The organism is Streptomyces sp. CA-111067, from assembly GCF_050956065.1.
In the GTDB taxonomy this organism is placed as follows: domain Bacteria; phylum Actinomycetota; class Actinomycetes; order Streptomycetales; family Streptomycetaceae; genus Actinacidiphila.
Window position 1 is genome coordinate 2,050,996 of sequence record NZ_CP192103.1, and the last position, 16,419, is coordinate 2,067,414.

Annotated in this window: 16 protein-coding genes; 9 read left to right on the forward strand and 7 right to left on the reverse strand. The window is 72.9% G+C overall.

What is annotated here, in order from left to right:
- Nucleotides 1-65 precede the first annotated feature (65 nt).
- Together ACQPW6_RS08920 and ACQPW6_RS08925 are read left to right on the forward strand one after the other, a co-directional pair.
- Nucleotides 66-1,163: an ATP-binding cassette domain-containing protein gene (locus tag ACQPW6_RS08920; protein ID WP_433889016.1), complete on the forward strand. Its 1,098-nt coding sequence runs from the start codon at nucleotides 66-68 to the stop codon at nucleotides 1,161-1,163.
- The gene (locus ACQPW6_RS08925; RefSeq protein ID WP_433889017.1) at nucleotides 1,160-1,996 is read left to right on the forward strand and encodes an ABC transporter permease; all 837 of its coding nucleotides are present in this window, start codon (nucleotides 1,160-1,162) and stop codon (nucleotides 1,994-1,996) included. The genes ACQPW6_RS08920 and ACQPW6_RS08925 overlap by 4 nt, the downstream gene beginning before the upstream one ends.
- 34 nt (nucleotides 1,997-2,030) lie before the next feature.
- Here ACQPW6_RS08925 and ACQPW6_RS08930 read toward each other — a convergent pair whose 3' ends face one another.
- Nucleotides 2,031-5,489: an AfsR/SARP family transcriptional regulator gene (locus tag ACQPW6_RS08930; protein WP_433889018.1), complete on the reverse strand. Its 3,459-nt coding sequence runs from the start codon at nucleotides 5,487-5,489 to the stop codon at nucleotides 2,031-2,033.
- Between the two features lie 296 nt (nucleotides 5,490-5,785).
- Here ACQPW6_RS08930 and ACQPW6_RS08935 point away from each other — a divergent pair, with 296 nt between their 5' ends.
- On the forward strand, nucleotides 5,786-6,574 hold the full coding sequence (locus ACQPW6_RS08935; protein ID WP_433889019.1) for a site-2 protease family protein: 789 nt from the start codon (nucleotides 5,786-5,788) through the stop codon (nucleotides 6,572-6,574).
- 36 nt (nucleotides 6,575-6,610) lie between these two features.
- Here ACQPW6_RS08935 and ACQPW6_RS08940 read toward each other — a convergent pair whose 3' ends face one another.
- From ACQPW6_RS08940 to ACQPW6_RS08950, 3 genes are all read right to left on the reverse strand, one after another.
- Nucleotides 6,611-6,799 carry a hypothetical protein gene (locus tag ACQPW6_RS08940; protein ID WP_433889020.1) on the reverse strand — a complete coding sequence of 63 codons (189 nt, stop codon included), beginning with the start codon at nucleotides 6,797-6,799 and terminating at the stop codon, nucleotides 6,611-6,613.
- Nucleotides 6,800-6,896: 97 nt separating this feature from the next.
- A complete protein-coding gene (gene npdG, locus ACQPW6_RS08945; RefSeq protein WP_433889021.1) occupies nucleotides 6,897-7,619 on the reverse strand; it encodes an NADPH-dependent F420 reductase in 723 nt (240 codons plus the stop codon).
- Entirely contained in the window at nucleotides 7,616-8,488 is an 873-nt protein-coding gene (locus ACQPW6_RS08950; RefSeq protein WP_433889022.1) for an alpha/beta fold hydrolase, read from the reverse strand. Before ACQPW6_RS08950 ends, npdG begins: the two co-directional genes overlap by 4 nt.
- Nucleotides 8,489-8,594: 106 nt before the next feature.
- Between ACQPW6_RS08950 and ACQPW6_RS08955 the strand changes: the two genes are divergently transcribed.
- Both ACQPW6_RS08955 and ACQPW6_RS08960 read left to right on the forward strand, forming a co-directional pair.
- Nucleotides 8,595-9,008, forward strand: coding sequence for a winged helix-turn-helix transcriptional regulator (locus ACQPW6_RS08955; protein ID WP_433889023.1), 414 nt, complete (start codon nucleotides 8,595-8,597; stop codon nucleotides 9,006-9,008).
- A 220-nt stretch (nucleotides 9,009-9,228) separates the two neighbouring features.
- Nucleotides 9,229-10,452: an MFS transporter gene (locus tag ACQPW6_RS08960; RefSeq protein ID WP_433894471.1), complete on the forward strand. Its 1,224-nt coding sequence runs from the start codon at nucleotides 9,229-9,231 to the stop codon at nucleotides 10,450-10,452.
- Nucleotides 10,453-10,721: 269 nt separating this feature from the next.
- Here ACQPW6_RS08960 and ACQPW6_RS08965 read toward each other — a convergent pair whose 3' ends face one another.
- Complete coding sequence (locus ACQPW6_RS08965; RefSeq protein ID WP_433894472.1) at nucleotides 10,722-10,934, reverse strand: hypothetical protein; 213 nt, start codon at nucleotides 10,932-10,934, stop codon at nucleotides 10,722-10,724.
- Nucleotides 10,935-11,006: 72 nt separating this feature from the next.
- Between ACQPW6_RS08965 and map the strand changes: the two genes are divergently transcribed.
- Both map and ACQPW6_RS08975 read left to right on the forward strand, forming a co-directional pair.
- Nucleotides 11,007-11,864: a type I methionyl aminopeptidase gene (map, locus tag ACQPW6_RS08970; protein ID WP_433889024.1), complete on the forward strand. Its 858-nt coding sequence runs from the start codon at nucleotides 11,007-11,009 to the stop codon at nucleotides 11,862-11,864.
- A gap of 181 nt (nucleotides 11,865-12,045) precedes the next feature.
- Nucleotides 12,046-13,020, forward strand: a complete 975-nt coding sequence (locus ACQPW6_RS08975; RefSeq protein ID WP_433889025.1) for a hypothetical protein — start codon at nucleotides 12,046-12,048, stop codon at nucleotides 13,018-13,020.
- Between the two features lie 39 nt (nucleotides 13,021-13,059).
- Here ACQPW6_RS08975 and ACQPW6_RS08980 read toward each other — a convergent pair whose 3' ends face one another.
- Complete coding sequence (locus ACQPW6_RS08980) at nucleotides 13,060-13,818, reverse strand: bifunctional DNA primase/polymerase (protein ID WP_433889026.1); 759 nt, start codon at nucleotides 13,816-13,818, stop codon at nucleotides 13,060-13,062.
- Nucleotides 13,819-14,059: 241 nt separating this feature from the next.
- On the opposite strand from ACQPW6_RS08980, the gene ACQPW6_RS08985 reads away from it, so the two are divergent.
- Complete coding sequence (locus ACQPW6_RS08985; protein ID WP_433889027.1) at nucleotides 14,060-14,728, forward strand: heme oxygenase (biliverdin-producing); 669 nt, start codon at nucleotides 14,060-14,062, stop codon at nucleotides 14,726-14,728.
- 231 nt (nucleotides 14,729-14,959) lie between these two features.
- Nucleotides 14,960-15,616 (forward strand): TetR family transcriptional regulator, encoded by a 657-nt coding sequence (locus ACQPW6_RS08990; RefSeq protein WP_433889028.1) that lies wholly within the window; start codon nucleotides 14,960-14,962, stop codon nucleotides 15,614-15,616.
- A 27-nt stretch (nucleotides 15,617-15,643) separates the two neighbouring features.
- Here the strand turns inward: ACQPW6_RS08990 and ACQPW6_RS08995 are convergent, their stop codons facing one another.
- Nucleotides 15,644-16,303 carry a 4'-phosphopantetheinyl transferase family protein gene (locus ACQPW6_RS08995; RefSeq protein ID WP_433889029.1) on the reverse strand — a complete coding sequence of 220 codons (660 nt, stop codon included), beginning with the start codon at nucleotides 16,301-16,303 and terminating at the stop codon, nucleotides 15,644-15,646.
- Nucleotides 16,304-16,419 lie beyond the last annotated feature (116 nt).

Consider the following 16,419-nt stretch of genomic DNA (forward strand, 5'->3'; position numbering starts at 1 on the left):
GGCCGCCCGCCGGCTGTCGGCGATATATCGGCGCGATGTCAGCGGGCCGCGTCATGGTGGTGCACATGACGACGCGACTGACTGACATCGGTGGGGGATCCGCCGTCGAAGTGCGCGGTCTGGTCAAGCACTACGGTGCCACCAAGGCCCTCGACGGTGTGGATCTCGACGTACGCCAGGGCACTGTGCTCGGCGTCCTCGGCCCTAACGGGGCCGGCAAGACCACGCTGGTAAGAGTCCTGTCCACCCTGATCCAGCCCGACGCGGGCACCGCACGGGTGGCGGGCTACGACGTACTCAAGCAGCCCCGGCAGCTGCGCCGGGTGATCGGCCTGACCGGGCAGTACGCCTCGGTGGACGAGAAGCTGTCCGGCCGGGAGAACCTGTACATGATCGGCCGGCTGCTGGACCTGTCCCGCAAGGACGCCAGGGCGCGGGCCGACGCGCTGCTGGAGCGGTTCTCGCTGACCGAGGCCGCCAAGCGGCCCGCGATGAACTACTCCGGCGGTATGCGCCGCCGGCTCGACCTGGCGGCCAGCATGATCGGCCGGCCCTCGGTGCTCTACCTGGACGAGCCGACCACCGGCCTGGACCCCCGTACCCGCAACGAGGTGTGGGAGGAGGTGCAGCGGATGGTCGCCGAGGGCGCCACCGTCCTGCTCACCACCCAGTACATGGAGGAGGCCGAGAAGCTCGCCCACGAGCTGACGGTGATCGACCGCGGCCGGGTGGTCGCGGGCGGCAGGGTGGACGAGCTGAAGGCGAAGATCGGCGGGCGCACCCTGCAGATCCGGCCGACCGAGCCCGCGCAGGTGGCCCCGATGGCCGCCGCGATCACCGAGGCCGGGCTCGACGGGGTGGCCGGCGCGGTCGCCGACCTGGAGGACGGCGTGGTGAACGTGCCGATCCTCAGCGACGACCAGCTCACCGCCGTGATCGGCCTGGTGGGCGCCCGGGGCTTCGGCATCGCCCACATCGGCACCCACCTGCCCAGCCTGGACGAGGTCTTCCTGTCGATCACCGGCCAGAAGACCGACCAGGGGTCCGACGAGGGCACCGGCCCCGGCGACCCGAACGACCCGGCGTCGTCAGATGCGGCGTCCGGCACGACATCCGGCACGTCCGGCACGTCCGGCACGAAGAAAGAGGAGGTCTCGGTATGAGCGCCGCCACGGCGACCAGGCCCGTCGCCCCCGCCAAGACCGCCGCGGCCGCGGAGGGCCGGATCGGCCTGCGGGCCAACCTGCGGCACATCGGCGCCCTGGCCCGGCGCAACATGCTCCAGATCAAGCAGGACCCGGAGTCGATGTTCGACGCCGTGCTGATGCCGATCATCTTCACGCTGCTGTTCGTGTACGTCTTCGGCGGCGCGGTCTCCGGCAAGGGCAACCAGCACGCCTACGTGAACTACGTGATCCCCGGCCTGATGGCGATGATGGGCATGAACATCGCCATGGCGGTCGGGACCGGCGTCAACGACGACTTCAGCAAGGGGGTCATGGACCGGTTCCGTACGATGCCGATCGCACGGTCCTCGGTGCTGATCGCCAAGATCGTGGTCGAGATCGGCCGGATGATGATCGCCACGGCGATCCTGCTGGGCATGGGCTTCGCGCTCGGCCTGACCATTCACACTGACGTGCTGCACCTGCTGGCGGCGGTCGCGCTGTCCACGGTCTTCGGTGCCTCACTGATGTGGATCTTCATCCTGCTGGGCCTCACCATGAAGACGGCCCAGTCCGTGCAAGGGGTGGCGATGCTGGTGCTGATGCCGTTGCAGTTCGGGAGTTCGATCTTCGCCAAGCCGACCACGATGCCGGGCTGGCTCGAAGGCTTCACCAAGGTGAATCCGCTGTCCAACCTGGCCGACGCCTCCCGCGCGCTGATCAACGGCGGCGCGGTGGCGCACTCGGTGTGGATGACGCTGGCCTGGGCGGCGGGCATCACGGTGGTCACGGCGCCGCTCGCGGTGGCCCGGTTCCGCAAGAAGACCTGACGGCGCCGCCGCCGGGCAGCCCCCGCCGGACCGTTCAGTCCACGTCGCGCATCAGGGCGACGGCCTCTTCGAGCGAGAGGCCGTCGCCTTCGGCGTACCCGGTCTCGTACGCCTGGTCACCGAACCGGGACCGCAGGGTGGCCACGCAGGCGTCCAGGTCCTCGCGTACGACTGGCGGCATCACGTTGGGGCGCAGCCGGTCGTGTGCCGCGACCAGGGCGGCGGCCCGGTGGGCGCGGCGCGCGGCCCGCGGATCGCCGGGCGGTGCGTCGGCGGCCAGGGCGGTGAGCAGTTCGACGGCGCCCGGCGACAGCAGCAGGGCCAGCCGCGGGGTGATGACGCTGGCCAGCGGATGCCCGGACAGCACCCCGACGCCGTCGACGATCATCCGCAGGCCGGTCTCCGGGTCGCCGGCCTTTCCGACCAGGAAGCCCTTGACCCCGCGCATCATGCCGGCCACGAAGTCGGGCACCGTGCCGTCGCCCGGCGTGCCGATCAGGATCGTCTCGTCGATGAGGGCCATCGCCGCGTCGAGGTCCCGGCGGCTGAGCACCGCCACGAGCAGCATCCGGCCGAAGAAGCCGGCGCCCTCGGCGGCCGAGCCGAACCGCTCGGAGTCCTTGATGCCCTCGCGCAGCATGCGCTCGCCCTCCTCCACCTCCCCCGCGCTGACCAGGGCGTCGCCCAGCCGGACGGTGAGCACCGGGACGTGCTGGTGCGAGCCGAGCTTCCTGGCCAGCGCGATGCCCTCACGGCAGCAGACGATCGCCCGCGCCCAGTCGCCGCCGTTGCCCGCGGCCTCGGCCTCCCCCGACAGGGTCTCGGCCATCCCCCACTCGTCGCCCAGCCGCTCGAACAGGCTGCGGCTCTCGGCGATGTCGCGCAGCGAGTTGGCCATCTCCTCGGAGATGTCGTTGTTGACCTTCGCCCGCAGTTGCAGCGCGTAGGCCAGTTCCCACACCCGGTTGTGGGTACGGCACGCCTCCACCGTCTCGTCGATCAGCCGGCGCAGCTCGATGAAGTCGCCGGAGAAGAAGGCGCCGAAGGCGCGCAGCAGCCCGGGGAAGCGGGCCGACTGCGGCAGATGCGGCGGGTAGCTGGCGATCATCGCCTTGCCGACGTTGATCGCCTCCGGGTCGGTCCACCACTCGTGCTCGCCCTCGGCCGCCGTGAGGCTCACCACCCGCGCCCAGCGGCGGGCCTCGGCCAGCCGCTCGCCGTCGAGCGGCGGCGGGTCCTCCAGCGGACCGCGCTCGACCGGCACCAGGGCCGGCGGCTGCTGGAACGGGTCGAGCCCCATCGCCGCCACCGCGGCCGGCCAGTAGCGGCGCTCGGAGCTGTAGTTGCGCACCTCCCAGAACCACGCGCAGCCGAGCACCAGTACCAGCGCCTCCTGCTCGTCGCCGGCCGCCACCGCCCGGCGCATCGCGGCCCGCAGGTTCTCGTGCTCGCTCTCCAGCCGCTCGAACCACAGGAGTTGGCCGGCGCCGCGCAGCCGGGAGTCGGCGAGCCTGGCGAACTCGCGGAAGTAGCGCATGTGCCGGCGCTCGACGGCCGGCCGCTCGCCGGACTCGTCGAGCCGGCCGGCGGCGTACTCCGAGATGGTCTCCAGCATCCGGCAGCGGGTGCCGTCGGTGGTCTGCTCGGCGAGGACGAGGGACTTGTCCACCAGGGAGGCGAGCAGGGCGGCGACGTCGGGGGCGGCGATGCGGTCGGCGCCGGTGCCGGTGCCGGTGCTGGTGCCGGGGTTCTGCGCGCCGGGGTCCGGTGCTTCCCGGTCGGGTGCTTCCGGGTCGGACGCTTCCAGATCGGCGCAGATCGCCTCGACGGCCTCAAGGGTCCAGCCGCCGCGGAACACCGCGAGCCGGCGCAGCAGCACCCGTTCGGCCGGCTCCAGCAGGTCCCAGCTCCAGTCCACCACGGCCCGCAGGGTCTGCTGGCGGGGCAGCAGGGTGCGGGCGCCGCCGGTGAGCAGCCGGAACCGGTCGTCGAGCCGGTCGGCGAGCTGGCGCGGGGACAGGCTGCGCAGCCGGGCGGCGGCCAGCTCGATGGCCAGCGGCAGCCCGTCGAGCCTGCGGCACAGCTCGGCGCAGGCCACCGGGTCCTCCTCGGTGGAGAACCCGGGGCGGGCGGACGCGCCCCGGTCGGCGAGCAGCCGCATCGCGGTGGGGTCGGGCAGCGGGTCGAGCGGGCGGACCAACTCCCCCGGCACGCCCAGCGGTTCACGGCTGGTGGCGAGTATCGACAGGTCGGGGCAGTCGGCGAGCAGCTGCTCGGCCAGGGTCGCGGCGGCGGCGATCACATGCTCGCAGTTGTCGAACACCAGCAGCAGTCTGCGGTTGGCGCAGTAGTCGGCGAGCTGCCTGGCCGGGTCGCGCTGCTGTTTCTCCGCGCTGAGCGCGGCCTCGGCGGCGCTGCCGCCGTGCAGCAGGGTCTCGCGCAGGCCGAGCGAGCTGATCACGGCCTCGGGCAGGGTGCGCGGGTCGCTGACCGGGGCCAGTTCCACGTACCAGACGCCGTCGGGCCAGCGGGCGGAGACCCGGTCGCCGGTCTCCTGCGAGAGCCGGGTCTTGCCGGTGCCGCCGGGGCCGGTGATGGTGACCAGCCGGGCGCGCGCCAAGTCGGCCTGGACCGCGTTCAGTTCGACCTCGCGGCCGACGAAGCTGGTCAGCCGGGCGCGGGCGTTGCCGGCCGGGCGCTCCGGCCGTCCGGCACGTTCGGCTGCCCGGTCCCGGTGGTCGCCGCCGTTCTGCCGCGGCGCGCTCGGCAGCGGGCCGGGGTTGAGCAACTCCGCGTACAGCGACTGGAGTTCGGGGCTCGGGTCGGCGCCCAGGCCGTCGGCGAGCGCGCGGCGGACGGCGTCGTAGGCGGTCAGCGCGTCCGCGGTGCGTCCGGCGGCGCGCAGGGCGCGGATGTGCAGGGCGTGCAGCGGCTCGTCCAGCGGGTGGGCGGCGGCCAGTTCGGCGAGCTCGGGCAGGATGTGCGCGGCCCGGCCGAGGTCGAGTTCGGCGGTCAGCCGCATCCGGCGGACGTCGAGCCGCAGCGCCTCGCTGCGCAGCGCGGCCGTGCCGCGGTCCGGCAGGTCGGCCAGCGCCGGGCCGCGCCACAGCGCCAGCGCGTCGCCCAGCAGCCCGACCGCCTTGACCGGGTCGCCGTCGGCCAGCGCGCGGGAGCCCTCGTCGGCCAGCCGCTCGAACCGGTAGAGGTCGACGTCGTCCTGGCCGGCGGCCAGCCGGTAGCCGCCCTCGACCGAGTCGACCGCGTCATGGCCGATCGCCCGCCGCAGCCGTCCGACCAGTGCCTGCAGCGCGCCGGTGGCGCCGGCCGGCGGATCGCCGTCCCACACGTCGTCGATCAGCGCGTCCGCGGTGAGCACCCGGCCCGGCCGCAGCGCGAGCGCGGTGAGCAGCGCGCGCAGCCGGCCGCCCGCCAGCGTCGCGGGCGTACCGTCGTCGCGCAGGGCCTGGGTGGTACCGAGGATCGTGTATCGCACGGCCCCATTGTTACGGAGTGGCGCCGGTCGCGGCGCCACGCCGGCCGGCACGGTCCGTCGGGCGGCGGATCCGGGTGCGCGCGGGGCGGTGGCAGCCGGCGCGGGGACGGCGGACGGGGCGCACGGGGGCGGCGGATCCGGGCGCGCGGGAGCGATGGAACGGGATGCGGGGGCGGCGGAACCTGTTGCCGTTCCCGCACGTTTTGTCGGCATGGCGTGTGCCGTCACCCCGCTGATGGCATGATCGGCGACCGGACCCCGCCACCGTCCAGCCCGTTGATGCCAGGAGCCCGCCGATGACCGTCACCCAGATCCGCCGCCCGGCCGGGCGCCGCGGCGACTGCGGCATCAGCCCGATCTTCCTCGGCATCGTGGCGGTCGCCGCGGTGTCCGGCTGGGCGGTGTGGGACGGCTTCGCCGACCGCCGGGGCCTGGCCGTGTTCCTGTTCGTGGTGGCCACCTGGGTGGTGACGCTGTGCCTGCACGAATACGCGCACGCCCGGGTCGCGCACCACAGCGGTGACATCACCATCGGCGAGAAGGGCTATCTGACCCTCAACCCGCTGAAGTACACGCACGCGCTGCTGTCGATCGTGCTGCCGGTGGTCTTCGTGATCATGGGCGGGATCGGGCTGCCCGGCGGGGCGGTCTTCATCGAGCGCGGCCGGATCCGCGGGCGCTGGCGGCACAGCCTGATCTCGGCGGCGGGGCCGCTGGTCAACGTGGCCTGCGCGATCCTGCTGATGCTGCCGTTCATGCTGGGCGTGGCCGACAAGTGGCCGTACGACTTCCAGTACGCGCTGGCGTTCCTGGCGATGTTGCAGATCACCGCGTCGATCCTGAACCTGCTGCCGGTGCCGGGCCTTGACGGCTACGGGATAGTCGAGCCGTGGCTGTCGTACGAGACGCGGCGGCAGGTGGAGCCGTTCGCGCAGTTCGGGCTGCTGGCGGTGTTCGGGGTGCTGTGGATCCCGTCGGTGAACGTGAAGTTCTTCGACTTCATCGACACGGTGACGGAGTGGTTCCAGGTGCCGAACGGGTATGTGGACGCCGGCTACACGCTGTTCAGGTTCTGGAACAACTGAGGCCCCGGAGCGAGTGGGTCGGGGCCGGCCGGCGGGTCAGGCGGGCTGGCCGGTGCGGGCCCGCTGCTCCTTGGCGCGCCGCCGGTAGAACCACCACATGTTGCTGCACACGCCCGCGAGCAGGATCCAGACGACGCCGAGCCAGCTGCCGTTCACGAAGGACACCACCGCGGCGGCGAGGGACAGCACGCACACGATGAGGGCGTAGAGGGCGAGGCGGGGCATGGGTGGCGGGCTCCTGTCATGACCGTGAACCTGGCCGCGTTCGTGGTCGCGGCCCTGGTCGTCGTGCGCCCATTGTCCCCCATGCCCCGCCGGCGCCTCACACGTCGGTGAGGCGCAGGCCCGCGTGGGCCTTGTAGCGGCGGTTCACCGAGATCAGGTTGGCCACCAGGGACTCCACCTGGTGGGCGTTGCGCAGCCGGCCGGCGAAGACACCGCGCATGCCGGGGATCCGGCCGGCCAGCGCCTGGACGAGGTCGGTGTCGGCGCGGGACTCGCCGAGCACCATCACGTCGGTGTCGATCTCCGGGATCTCCGGGTTCTGCAGCAGGACGGCGGACAGGTGGTGGAAGGCGGCGGTCACCCGGGAGTCGGGCAGCAGGGCGGCGGCCTGCTGGGCGGCGCTGCCCTCCTCGGGAGTCAGCGCGTAGGCGCCCTGCTTGTCGAAGCCGAGCGGGTTGACGCAGTCCACGACGAGCTTGCCCGCCAGGTCCACCCGGAGCGATTCGAGGGTCTTGGCGTGCCCGTCCCACGGCACGGCGACGATCACGATGTCGCTGCGCCGGGCGCACTCGCTGTTGTCGGCGCCCTCCACGTCGAGCCCGAGCTCACCGGCCGCGGCCTGGGCCCGTTCCGCGCTCCGCGACCCGATGATCACCTTCTGCCCGGCCCGCGCCAGCCGGTACGCCAGCCCGCGCCCCTGGTCACCCGTCCCGCCGAGCACACCCACCGTGAGACCGGACACATCCGGCAGCTCCCAGGGGTCCTTGGCGGGGGCTTTGGCCCCTTCCGGGGAGGTCTTGCCATCGTCAGGGTTAGTCATACCGGTGATCCTCCCATTTCGCGGGGCGCTGCGAGGAAGGGGGCGAGGAGTGCGAACAGCGTGTCGGGGCGGTCGAGCGGGATGATGTGGCCGCTGTCCTGAAGGTGGTGTCCGACCAGGTCATCGGCGAGGGGACGGAGCTGGCGCTCGAGCCCGGTGCCGACGGGGTGCGAGCCGACGGCCATGGTGGGCATGGTCAGCCGGGCCGTGCCGGCGGCGTCCTCGATCTGCCGCGCGCTGGTGGGCAGCGCCCGGTAGTAGGAGAACGCGCAGCGCAGCGCCTCACGCCCGGTGTACGCGTGGACGAAGGCCGCCCGGATGTCGTCCGGCACTCCCCGTCCCCGCGTCCCCGCGTCGAGGAACCAGTCGATGTACGGGGCCTCGTTGCCGGCCAGGACGGTCTCGGCGAGGCCGGGGACGGCGTGGAAGCCGAACCACCACGGGACACCGCCCGGGAGGACGGCCTCGGCGCCGGGCAGGCCGCCGAGCAGTGCCTCCATCGCGACCAGCCGCCGGACGAGGCCGGGCCGGCGCAGCGCGAGCAGCACGGCGGGGGCGGTGCCCGCGTCGATGCCGACCACCGCTGCCGAGGACTCGCCGAGCGCGTCGAGCAGCCCTCCGGCGTCGGCGGCGAGCGTGCCCGCGTCGTAGCCGTCGGCGGCACGCTCGCTGGCGCCGAGGCCCCGCAGGTCCGGGGCGATGACCCGGTACTGCCCGGCCAGCCGGTCGATGAGGCCGCTCCAGAGCCGCCAGGTGTGCGGGAAGCCGTGCAGCAGGAGGACCGCCGGTCCCTCGCCGGCGATCGCGACGTTGAGCTCGACGCCGTTCGTCGTGACGCGGTGCAGGCGGGGCGCGGTGGTGCTCGGCATGACGGCTCCTCGGGGCTTTGCTGGTTACCATTGGTGACCACAAAACGATAGGTAACCGCCCCGCCGCCTGCCAGACGGCACTTTCAGGAAAGGTGGTGAGCCACAGGTGACCACCTCAGGAACCCGGGCCCCCGGCCGCGGGGAGCGCGGCGACCTGTTCGACCCCTTGTGCCCGACGCGGCAGCTGCTCGACCGCATCGGCACGAAGTGGACGTCCATGGCGGTCAAGACGCTCGCCGACGCCGCACCGGACGAGGTGCGCTTCGCGGAGCTGAGACGGCGGATGCCGGGCGTCTCGCAGAAGATGCTGTCCGTGACGCTGCGGAGCCTGACCGCCGACGGGCTGGTGTCGCGCCGGGTCGAACCGACCGTGCCGCCGGGGGTCTTCTACCGGCTCACCGGGCTCGGGCTGTCCCTGGAGGTCGTGCTCGCGGGGCTGCGGGACTGGGCGGAGGAGCACATGGGTGAGATCGATCGTGGTAGGCGGGCCGCCGGGCAGGAGGAGGTGGGTGCGGGGTAGGGGGCCGGTTCGGGGGCCGGTTCGCGCTCGGGGGGCTGCCGGGCGCGGCGCGGGGAGCGCTGCCGGGCGGGGAAAATGCGTTGCCGCCGCTCCGGGCGGCGGGGACAGTGCGGGGGTGTCCGAGGCCGAGCCCCCTTCTTCCGGCGCGCGCGGGAAGCGCGAAGCGCGGTCGTTGCTGCCCGACCTGACTCCCTGGCGGGGGTCGCGGGACTTCCGGCTGATGTGGATGGCGGGCGCCGTCACCAGCCTCGGCAGCTTCGTGACCATGGTCGCGCTGCCCGTGCAGATCAAGGAGCTCACCGGCTCCGCGGTCGCCGTCGGCGCGGTGGGGGCGGTCGAGCTGGTGCCGCTGATCGTGTTCGGGCTCTACGGCGGGGCGCTCGCCGACGCGGTGGACCGCAAGCTGCTGATCGTGGGCAGTGAGGCCGCGCAGGGACTGCTGGTGGCGTTCCTGCTGGTCAACGCGATGCTGCCGCATCCGGCGCTGTGGCCGCTCTACGCCGCCGCCGTGGTCTCCAGCGCGCTGACCGGGCTGCAACGGCCGGCGCTCGACGCGATCGTGCCGCGGATCGTGCCGCGCGACCAGCTGGCCGCGGCAGCCGCGCTCAACGCTTTGCGCTGGCAGGTCGGCGCGATCGCCGGGCCGGCGATGGCGGGGCTGGTGATCGCGTATGCCGGGCTGCCGTACGCGTACGCGATCGACGCGGGGACGTTCGCGGTCTCCACCTGCCTGGGCCTCGGCATCCGCCGCTCCCCCGCCGCGCACGACGCGCAGCCGCCGTCGCTGCGCGGCATCGCGGAGGGCGCGCGGTACGCCTGGGGGCGCAAGGAGCTGCTCGGCACGTACGCGATCGACCTCGCCGCGATGTTCTTCGCCTACCCGGTGGCGATCTTCCCGTTCCTGGCGGACGACCTGCACGCGATGTGGGCGCTCGGCCTGATGTACGCGGCGGATTCGGTCGGGTCGCTGCTCGTGAGCGTGACCAGCGGGTGGACGTCACGGGTGCACCGGCACGGCCGGATGGTGGTGGTCGCGGCGGCCGGGTGGGGGCTGGCGATGGCCGCGGCGGGGTGGGCGGGCGAGATCTGGCTCGTCCTGCTGTGCCTGGGGGCGGCCGGGGGATGCGACATGATCAGCGGGATCGGGCGGGCCACGATGTGGAACCAGACGATTCCCGACGAGCTGCGGGGCCGGCTGGCCGGCATCGAGCTGCTCTCGTACTCGGCAGGCCCCCAGCTCGGCCAGCTCCGCTCCGGCAGCGTGGCCGCGCTCACGACCGCGCGGGTCGCCGTCTGGTCCGGCGGCCTGGCCTGCGCGGCCGCGGTGGCCATGCTGGCAGCAACGCTTCCCGGTCTGACGTCCTATGACTCCCGCAACCCACTTCCGGCGCGGCCCCCATCCCCCCACGAAGCCGGCGCCCCGACCCCCACCGCAATGGGCTGAGCCCCCTACCCGCCTCCAGGCGCACTGTGCCTCGTCGCGCAGTTCCCCGCGCCCCTGACGGGGCACGTCAGACGCGACCGAGCCCCGGCCAGCGCCCAAGGGGCGCGGGGCTGTATCCGATCTGCGGCTGGCGCCGCGTGGGCGCGACTTACCCCGGCATCACCAGGGGCGCGGGGAACTGCGCGACAAGCCCACCACCGGGCGGGGGCCGGCTACTGCCGGGACGGGCTGGGCGGGCGGGTCCGGCTGAGCCCCCGGGTGGGGGGAGGCTAGGGCCTGTCGTTCCAGTGGGGGTCCGTGTCCCATTCGAGATTGCGGTCCGCCGCCGTCTGCATCGCGTGTTCCGCCTCCGCGCGGCTCGCGTACGGGCCGAAGCGGTCCTTGGACGCGCACTGCGGACCCTCCTCCGCCGTCTTGTGCTGGAGGCAGTAGAACCACTCACCGGGCTTGCCCGCCGGCTTCTTCACCCTGAACAGCGCCATCGTCGCTCTCCCGTCCTCGTACTGCTCCCTGCCCGCCATGGTGCCCGACATGCCGCGGATACACTCGTCGGCATGTCTGGTCAGTCGCTGCTCGTCCCCGGCAAGCTCTCCCCCACCCGGCAGGTGCCTGCCTCGATTCCGCGCCCCGAGTACGTGGGGAAGCCGGGGCCCGCGCCGTACACCGGGTCCGAGGTGCAGGACGCGGAGACCGTCGAGAAGATGCGGATCGCGTCCCGGATCGCCGCGCGGGCGATGGACGAGGCCGCGAAGGCCGTCGCGCCCGGTGTGACCACCGACGAGCTCGACCGGATCGCGCACGAGTACATGGTCGACCACCAGGCGTATCCGTCCGACCTCGGCTACCGCGGCTTCCCGAAGTCGCTGTGCACCTCCGTCAACGAGGTGATCTGCCACGGCATCCCGGACTCCACCGAGCTGCGGGACGGCGACATCGTCAACCTCGACGTGACCGCGTTCATCCACGGCGTGCACGGCGACTGCAACGCCACCTACCTCGTCGGCGACGTGGACGAGGAGTCCCGGCTGCTGGTCGAGCGCACCCGGGAGTCGCTGGCCCGGGCGATCAAGGTGGTCAGGCCGGGCCGGCAGATCAATGTCATCGGCCGGGTCATCGAGTCGTACGCCAAGCGCTTCGGCTACGGGGTGGTGCGCGACTTCACCGGCCACGGCATCAACACCTCGTTCCACTCCGGCCTGATCATCCCGCACTACGACGACCCGCGGGCGACGACGTTGATGCGACCTGGCATGACGTTCACCATCGAGCCGATGCTGACCCTGGGCACGCACACCTGGGACCAGTGGGACGACGGCTGGACCGTGGTGACCAAGGACCGCAAGCGCACCGCGCAGTTCGAGCACACCCTCGTGGTCACCGCGGACGGCGCCGAGGTCCTCACCCTCCCGTGACCCGCGCGCTCCGGTGACCGGCGCGCGGCACTGACGGTCGCGCCCCCGGCGCAGGCGGCTGCCGATAGGGTGGCGGCGGCGTTTCCCCCCGCCGCCACAACCGAACGCCGCCTCAGCCACCAAGCCGCCGCACCCTTGCCGCCGGCACGCACCGCCTCGGGTACGAAGGAGCCAACGCGCCATGAACCGCCGCAGGTTGTGCCTTGGGGCCGCCACCGTCGCGCTGAGCCTGCCGCTGGCCGGCTGCATGACGGTGCACGGCGAGCGGGCGGTCATCCCCTCGGTGCGGGCGGCCGACGCGGCCACGGTCCTGGCGCACTTCGCCGACGTGAACAACGCGGCGAGCAAGGCCTACGACGCCCGGTTGATCGGCGGCGTGGAGACGGGCGCGCTGGCCGCGACGGACGCGGCGGGGCTGCGCGCCCAGCACGCCAACCACCCGGCGGGCAACCCGGCGTTCTCGCCGCTGAAGTTCTCCGACGCGAAGTACGTGATACCCGAGCAGCGCGGCTGGCCGAAGTTCTTCGTCGCCGACACGGCCACCAACCGCAGTTCCACGGCCCGTTGGCTGATGGTCTTCCGCCGCGACACGGCCGCCGCCACCTGGAAGGCGGCCTTCGTGGCCGCGGTGCCGACCGCGCAGATACCGAAGTTCGCCACCGGCAAGGACGGCTACGCCGAGCCGCTGCCGCTGGCCGGCACCGATCTGGCGGTGCAGCCGGGGCAGGTGGCGTCCGAGTACACCGACTACCTCCAGAAGGGCCTGACCGGCCGGCAGGTCTTCGCCGCCGGTCCCACGACCTCCGGGGTACGCGACAGCCGCAAGACCACCGCGCACACCGCCAACTCCGTGACGCAGTACGCCGACCAGCCCGCCGAGGGCCCGGACTACACCCCGATCGCGCTGCGCACCGACGACGGCGGGGCACTGGTCTTCTTCGCCTCGCACCACCAGTCGCGGGCGACCTACCGGGCGGGCTTCAAGCTCAACATCGACCCGAACACCAAGGCGCTGATGACCGGCACCCCGAAGACCTCGGTGACCCTCTCGCACGTGGCCCAGCAGGCGGTGACGGTGCCGCCGGCCGACGCGAAGCCGGCGCAGGTGGTCTTCCTCAGCCGGGTGGTCGGCCTGGTCTCCGCGAAGGGCGCCTAACCGCCGCGTCCCGGCCCCGAACCGAACGGGGCCCAGGGCTCAGCGGGCCCAGGCGGCCTGGTCGGCCTCCGGCTCGTAACCGAAGTGCGCGCAGGCGTCGGAGAGGATGTCGAGCACCATCAGCGGGTCGGGCAGCGGCAGTTCGGGACCGCGGCCGGGCAGCCACTGCACCGTCTGGCCGTCGGGCAGCCGGGAGGGCGGGAGCAGGACGTAGCTGCCGCGGCAGTGCCAGCGGATGCCCGGGTGCTCGTCGGCGGTCTCGGGGTGGCAGTCGAGCTCGCACGGCCACCACTCCTCCTCCTCGGCGGGGGTGCCGCGGCTGGCGGTGAAGAACAGCATCCGGTCCTCGCCGAGTGCCGCGACCGGGCCGAGGGTGGCGGAGTCGGGGCTGAGCCGTTCCAGCGCGAGCCGGCCGGCCTCGGCGGGCACGTCGAGCACGTCGTGGCCCACGCCGGTGGCGGTGACGAAGTTGGCGAGCGGCTGGCCGCGCAGCCACTGCTCGACCCGCTCGGGGTCGCAGGTGGCCTGGGTCTGCCAGGCGAGCGAGACGGGGTGCAGGGCCGGGATCGGACAGCCGATCCGGTCGCAGGAGCAGCCGAAGCCCTCGGGGTGGGCGGCGGGCGCGACGGGGAAGGCGGCGGCAGCGGCGGCCTTGATCAGCTCGTCCCTGCGCAGGTCGAGGGCGGCGGCGCGGGCGGAGGCCCGGGTGGTCCGGGGCGGCTTCGCGGTCCGGTCGGCCCCCTGGCCGCCTTCCGTACGGCGGCGCAGCCAGCCGGGCAACCTGCTCTTGCCTGCCATCGAGCTCCTTCCCTCGCCCCAGCCGTCCATGGGCGGCTGATGATTCAACCGTACGCGGGCGGTGGAGAACATCCTCCCTGTTGGCCGGATTGAACACCCACCGGGGGTGGAACTGTTCCTGTGTACGTTTCCGACACGTTGTCGGTAAGTTCTCGGCGAACCATTGACTTAGGTATACCTAACTTGCCAGGATCGACGCCGGTGGCACCCCCGTCCACCGACCCCGACGCCGGAGGTCCCCGTGACGCCCCAGCCGCCGCCGCCCTTCTCCAAGGTGCTCCGTGCCGCCAGCCTCGCCGAGCACGACGAGGCGTCGGGCGCCTCCTTCATGACCGACCTGCTGGGCGGAGCGCTCGGCGTCGAGGCGTACGCCCGCTACACCGAGCAGCTCTGGTTCGTCTACCGGGCACTGGAGGAGAGCGCCGGGCCGCTGGCCGCCGATCCGCTGGCGGGCCCGTTCATCCGGCCGGAGCTGCCCCGGGTCGCCGCGCTGGAGCACGACCTCGATCTGCTGCTCGGGGCCGGCTGGCGGCAGCGGGCCGTCGCACTGCCGGCCACCGCCCGCTACGCCGAACGCGTCGCCCAGGTCGCCCGCGAGTGGCCGGCCGGCTACGTCGCCCACCACTACACCCGCTACCTCGGTGACCTGTCGGGCGGCCAGCTGATCCGCGACATGGCGGAGCGGACGTGGGGCTTCCAGCACAAGGGCGACGGGGTGCGGTTCTACGTCTACGAGGCGATCGGCAACCCGGCCGCGTTCAAGCGCGACTACCGCGAGCGGCTGAACGAACTTGGCGCCGCGGTAGACGAGTTGGAGCGGCAGCGGGTGGTGGCCGAGTGCCGGAACGCATACTCGCTGAACACGGCCGTGTTCCGGGCGCTCGGCGAGGTGTTCACACTGACCGCGTAGCGGACACCGGTCAGGACCGGGTCGGTACCGACCGGTACGGTCTGGTGCGAGTGATGCGGGAGTGCAACGGGGTGCCGCGCGCGGGTTGAACACCCAATGTGCCTGGTGACGGCGGCGCCCTTCCTCACTAGATGAGTTATTCTGGCTTGAGGTGAAAAGCAGCCATGCACCGGGGAGAACAGCACTATGGATCCGTCTGACTGTAGAGACGACAGAGATGTTCAGCCCGCGGTGACGACCGGAGCCGCCGGGGCCGGCGGCACCGGCACCCGCAGGGGGAGCCGGGACTACATCCTGGACGCCGCCAGGAAGCTGTTCGCCGAGAAGGGCTTCCAGGGCGTCAGCGTGCGCGCCATCGCGAAGGAGGCCGAGGTCGATCCCGCCCTCGTGCACTACTTCTACTCGACCAAGGGCGACGTCTTCACCGCCGCGGTCGGCGACCTGTGCGATGTCGAGGGCCTGCTGGAACGGGTCCGCTCGGCTCCCGAGGAGCAGGTGGCGGAGCGGCTGGTGACCGTCTTCCTGCAACTGTGGGAGTCGCCGGGCGTCCGCGAGCCGCTGCTCGCCGTGGCCCGCTCGGCGGTCGACAACGAAGAGGCCAACGAGGCGCTCACCGACTTCCTCGACTCCGGCCTCGTCACCCAGGTGGTGGCCGCGACCGGCGCGAGCGACCCCGACCGGCGGGCGGCGCTGGTGACCGCGCAGCTGATGGGCGCGGTCATGATGCGCTATGTGATGCGGGTCGAGCCGCTCGCCGGCCTCGACCACGACACTCTGGTGGCCCAACTGACGGTCGCCGTCGAGCAGTTGCTCGCGCTCGACCTGACCATGCGGCCGCGCCCCGCCGGCCGCCCGCAGACCAGGAGTCTGGCCGTGGGCGGCCTGTAGGGGCCCGCAGGCCGGAGCTTCGCGGCCTCACCGCCGCGCGGCGGTCCTGACCACCACCCGGCCCGGCGCCTTGATGGCGACCGCGCCGATCACGGCGCCGTCCGACGGCAGATCGACCACGGACCACCCGTCCGGTCCGCCGCAGCCGTCCGGCAGTTGGAGCAGCGCGCCGCCCGCGTCCGTGACCACCGAGGCGAGACCGCCGGACAGCCCGGTGCCGAGCGCCTTGAGCACCGCCTCCTTGCGGGTCCACAGCCGCAGGAACATCCGGTGCCGCTCCACCCCCTCCAGTTGGGCCAGGGCGTGCCGTTCCACGGCCGCGAAGACCGTCTCCGCGAGCTCGTCCACGTCCTGGACCGGCCGCATCGGCTCGACGTCGATCCCGACCGGCCCGCTGACCGAGGCCGCCGCCGCGGCGACACCGCCGCCCTCCGCCGCCACCGTGCCGTGGCTCATGCTGACGTGCACGCCCGCCGGATGGCCGAGCAGCGGGCGGCCCCGCGCGCCGCGCTGCCACCGCTGCCGGGACGGCGGGCAGCCGAAGTGCTCCGCGACGAGCTGACGCGCCGCCGACCTCGCCGCCCGCCGGGCCAGCTCGTGGTCCGTGCGGCACGCGCCGAGCACCGATCCGCCGGCGACTCCTCCGGCCGGTCCGAAGATCGGCCCGGCCACCGGTATGGGCACCATCCGCACGACCACCTCCGCACGTCGGGGTGACGACATGTGACACCTGCCCCCTTGACAGCCGACCTCATGAACACCGTAGAGTTCATCTTATACAGAACTCATCGAATGAGGAAGTC

Coding starts and splice junctions, on each gene's coding strand:
- map (WP_433889024.1), top strand. CDS start 11,007: ATGTCTGGTCAGTCGCTGCTCGTCCCCGGCAAGCTCTCCCCCACCCGG.
- ACQPW6_RS08920 (WP_433889016.1), top strand. CDS start 66: ATGACGACGCGACTGACTGACATCGGTGGGGGATCCGCCGTCGAAGTG.
- ACQPW6_RS08960 (WP_433894471.1), top strand. CDS start 9,229: ATGTGGATGGCGGGCGCCGTCACCAGCCTCGGCAGCTTCGTGACCATG.
- ACQPW6_RS08965 (WP_433894472.1), bottom strand. CDS start 10,934: ATGGCGCTGTTCAGGGTGAAGAAGCCGGCGGGCAAGCCCGGTGAGTGG.
- ACQPW6_RS08940 (WP_433889020.1), bottom strand. CDS start 6,799: ATGCCCCGCCTCGCCCTCTACGCCCTCATCGTGTGCGTGCTGTCCCTC.
- ACQPW6_RS08950 (WP_433889022.1), bottom strand. CDS start 8,488: ATGCCGAGCACCACCGCGCCCCGCCTGCACCGCGTCACGACGAACGGC.
- npdG (WP_433889021.1), bottom strand. CDS start 7,619: ATGACTAACCCTGACGATGGCAAGACCTCCCCGGAAGGGGCCAAAGCC.
- ACQPW6_RS08995 (WP_433889029.1), bottom strand. CDS start 16,303: ATGGTGCCCATACCGGTGGCCGGGCCGATCTTCGGACCGGCCGGAGGA.
- ACQPW6_RS08935 (WP_433889019.1), top strand. CDS start 5,786: ATGACCGTCACCCAGATCCGCCGCCCGGCCGGGCGCCGCGGCGACTGC.
- ACQPW6_RS08925 (WP_433889017.1), top strand. CDS start 1,160: ATGAGCGCCGCCACGGCGACCAGGCCCGTCGCCCCCGCCAAGACCGCC.
- ACQPW6_RS08980 (WP_433889026.1), bottom strand. CDS start 13,818: ATGGCAGGCAAGAGCAGGTTGCCCGGCTGGCTGCGCCGCCGTACGGAA.
- ACQPW6_RS08975 (WP_433889025.1), top strand. CDS start 12,046: ATGAACCGCCGCAGGTTGTGCCTTGGGGCCGCCACCGTCGCGCTGAGC.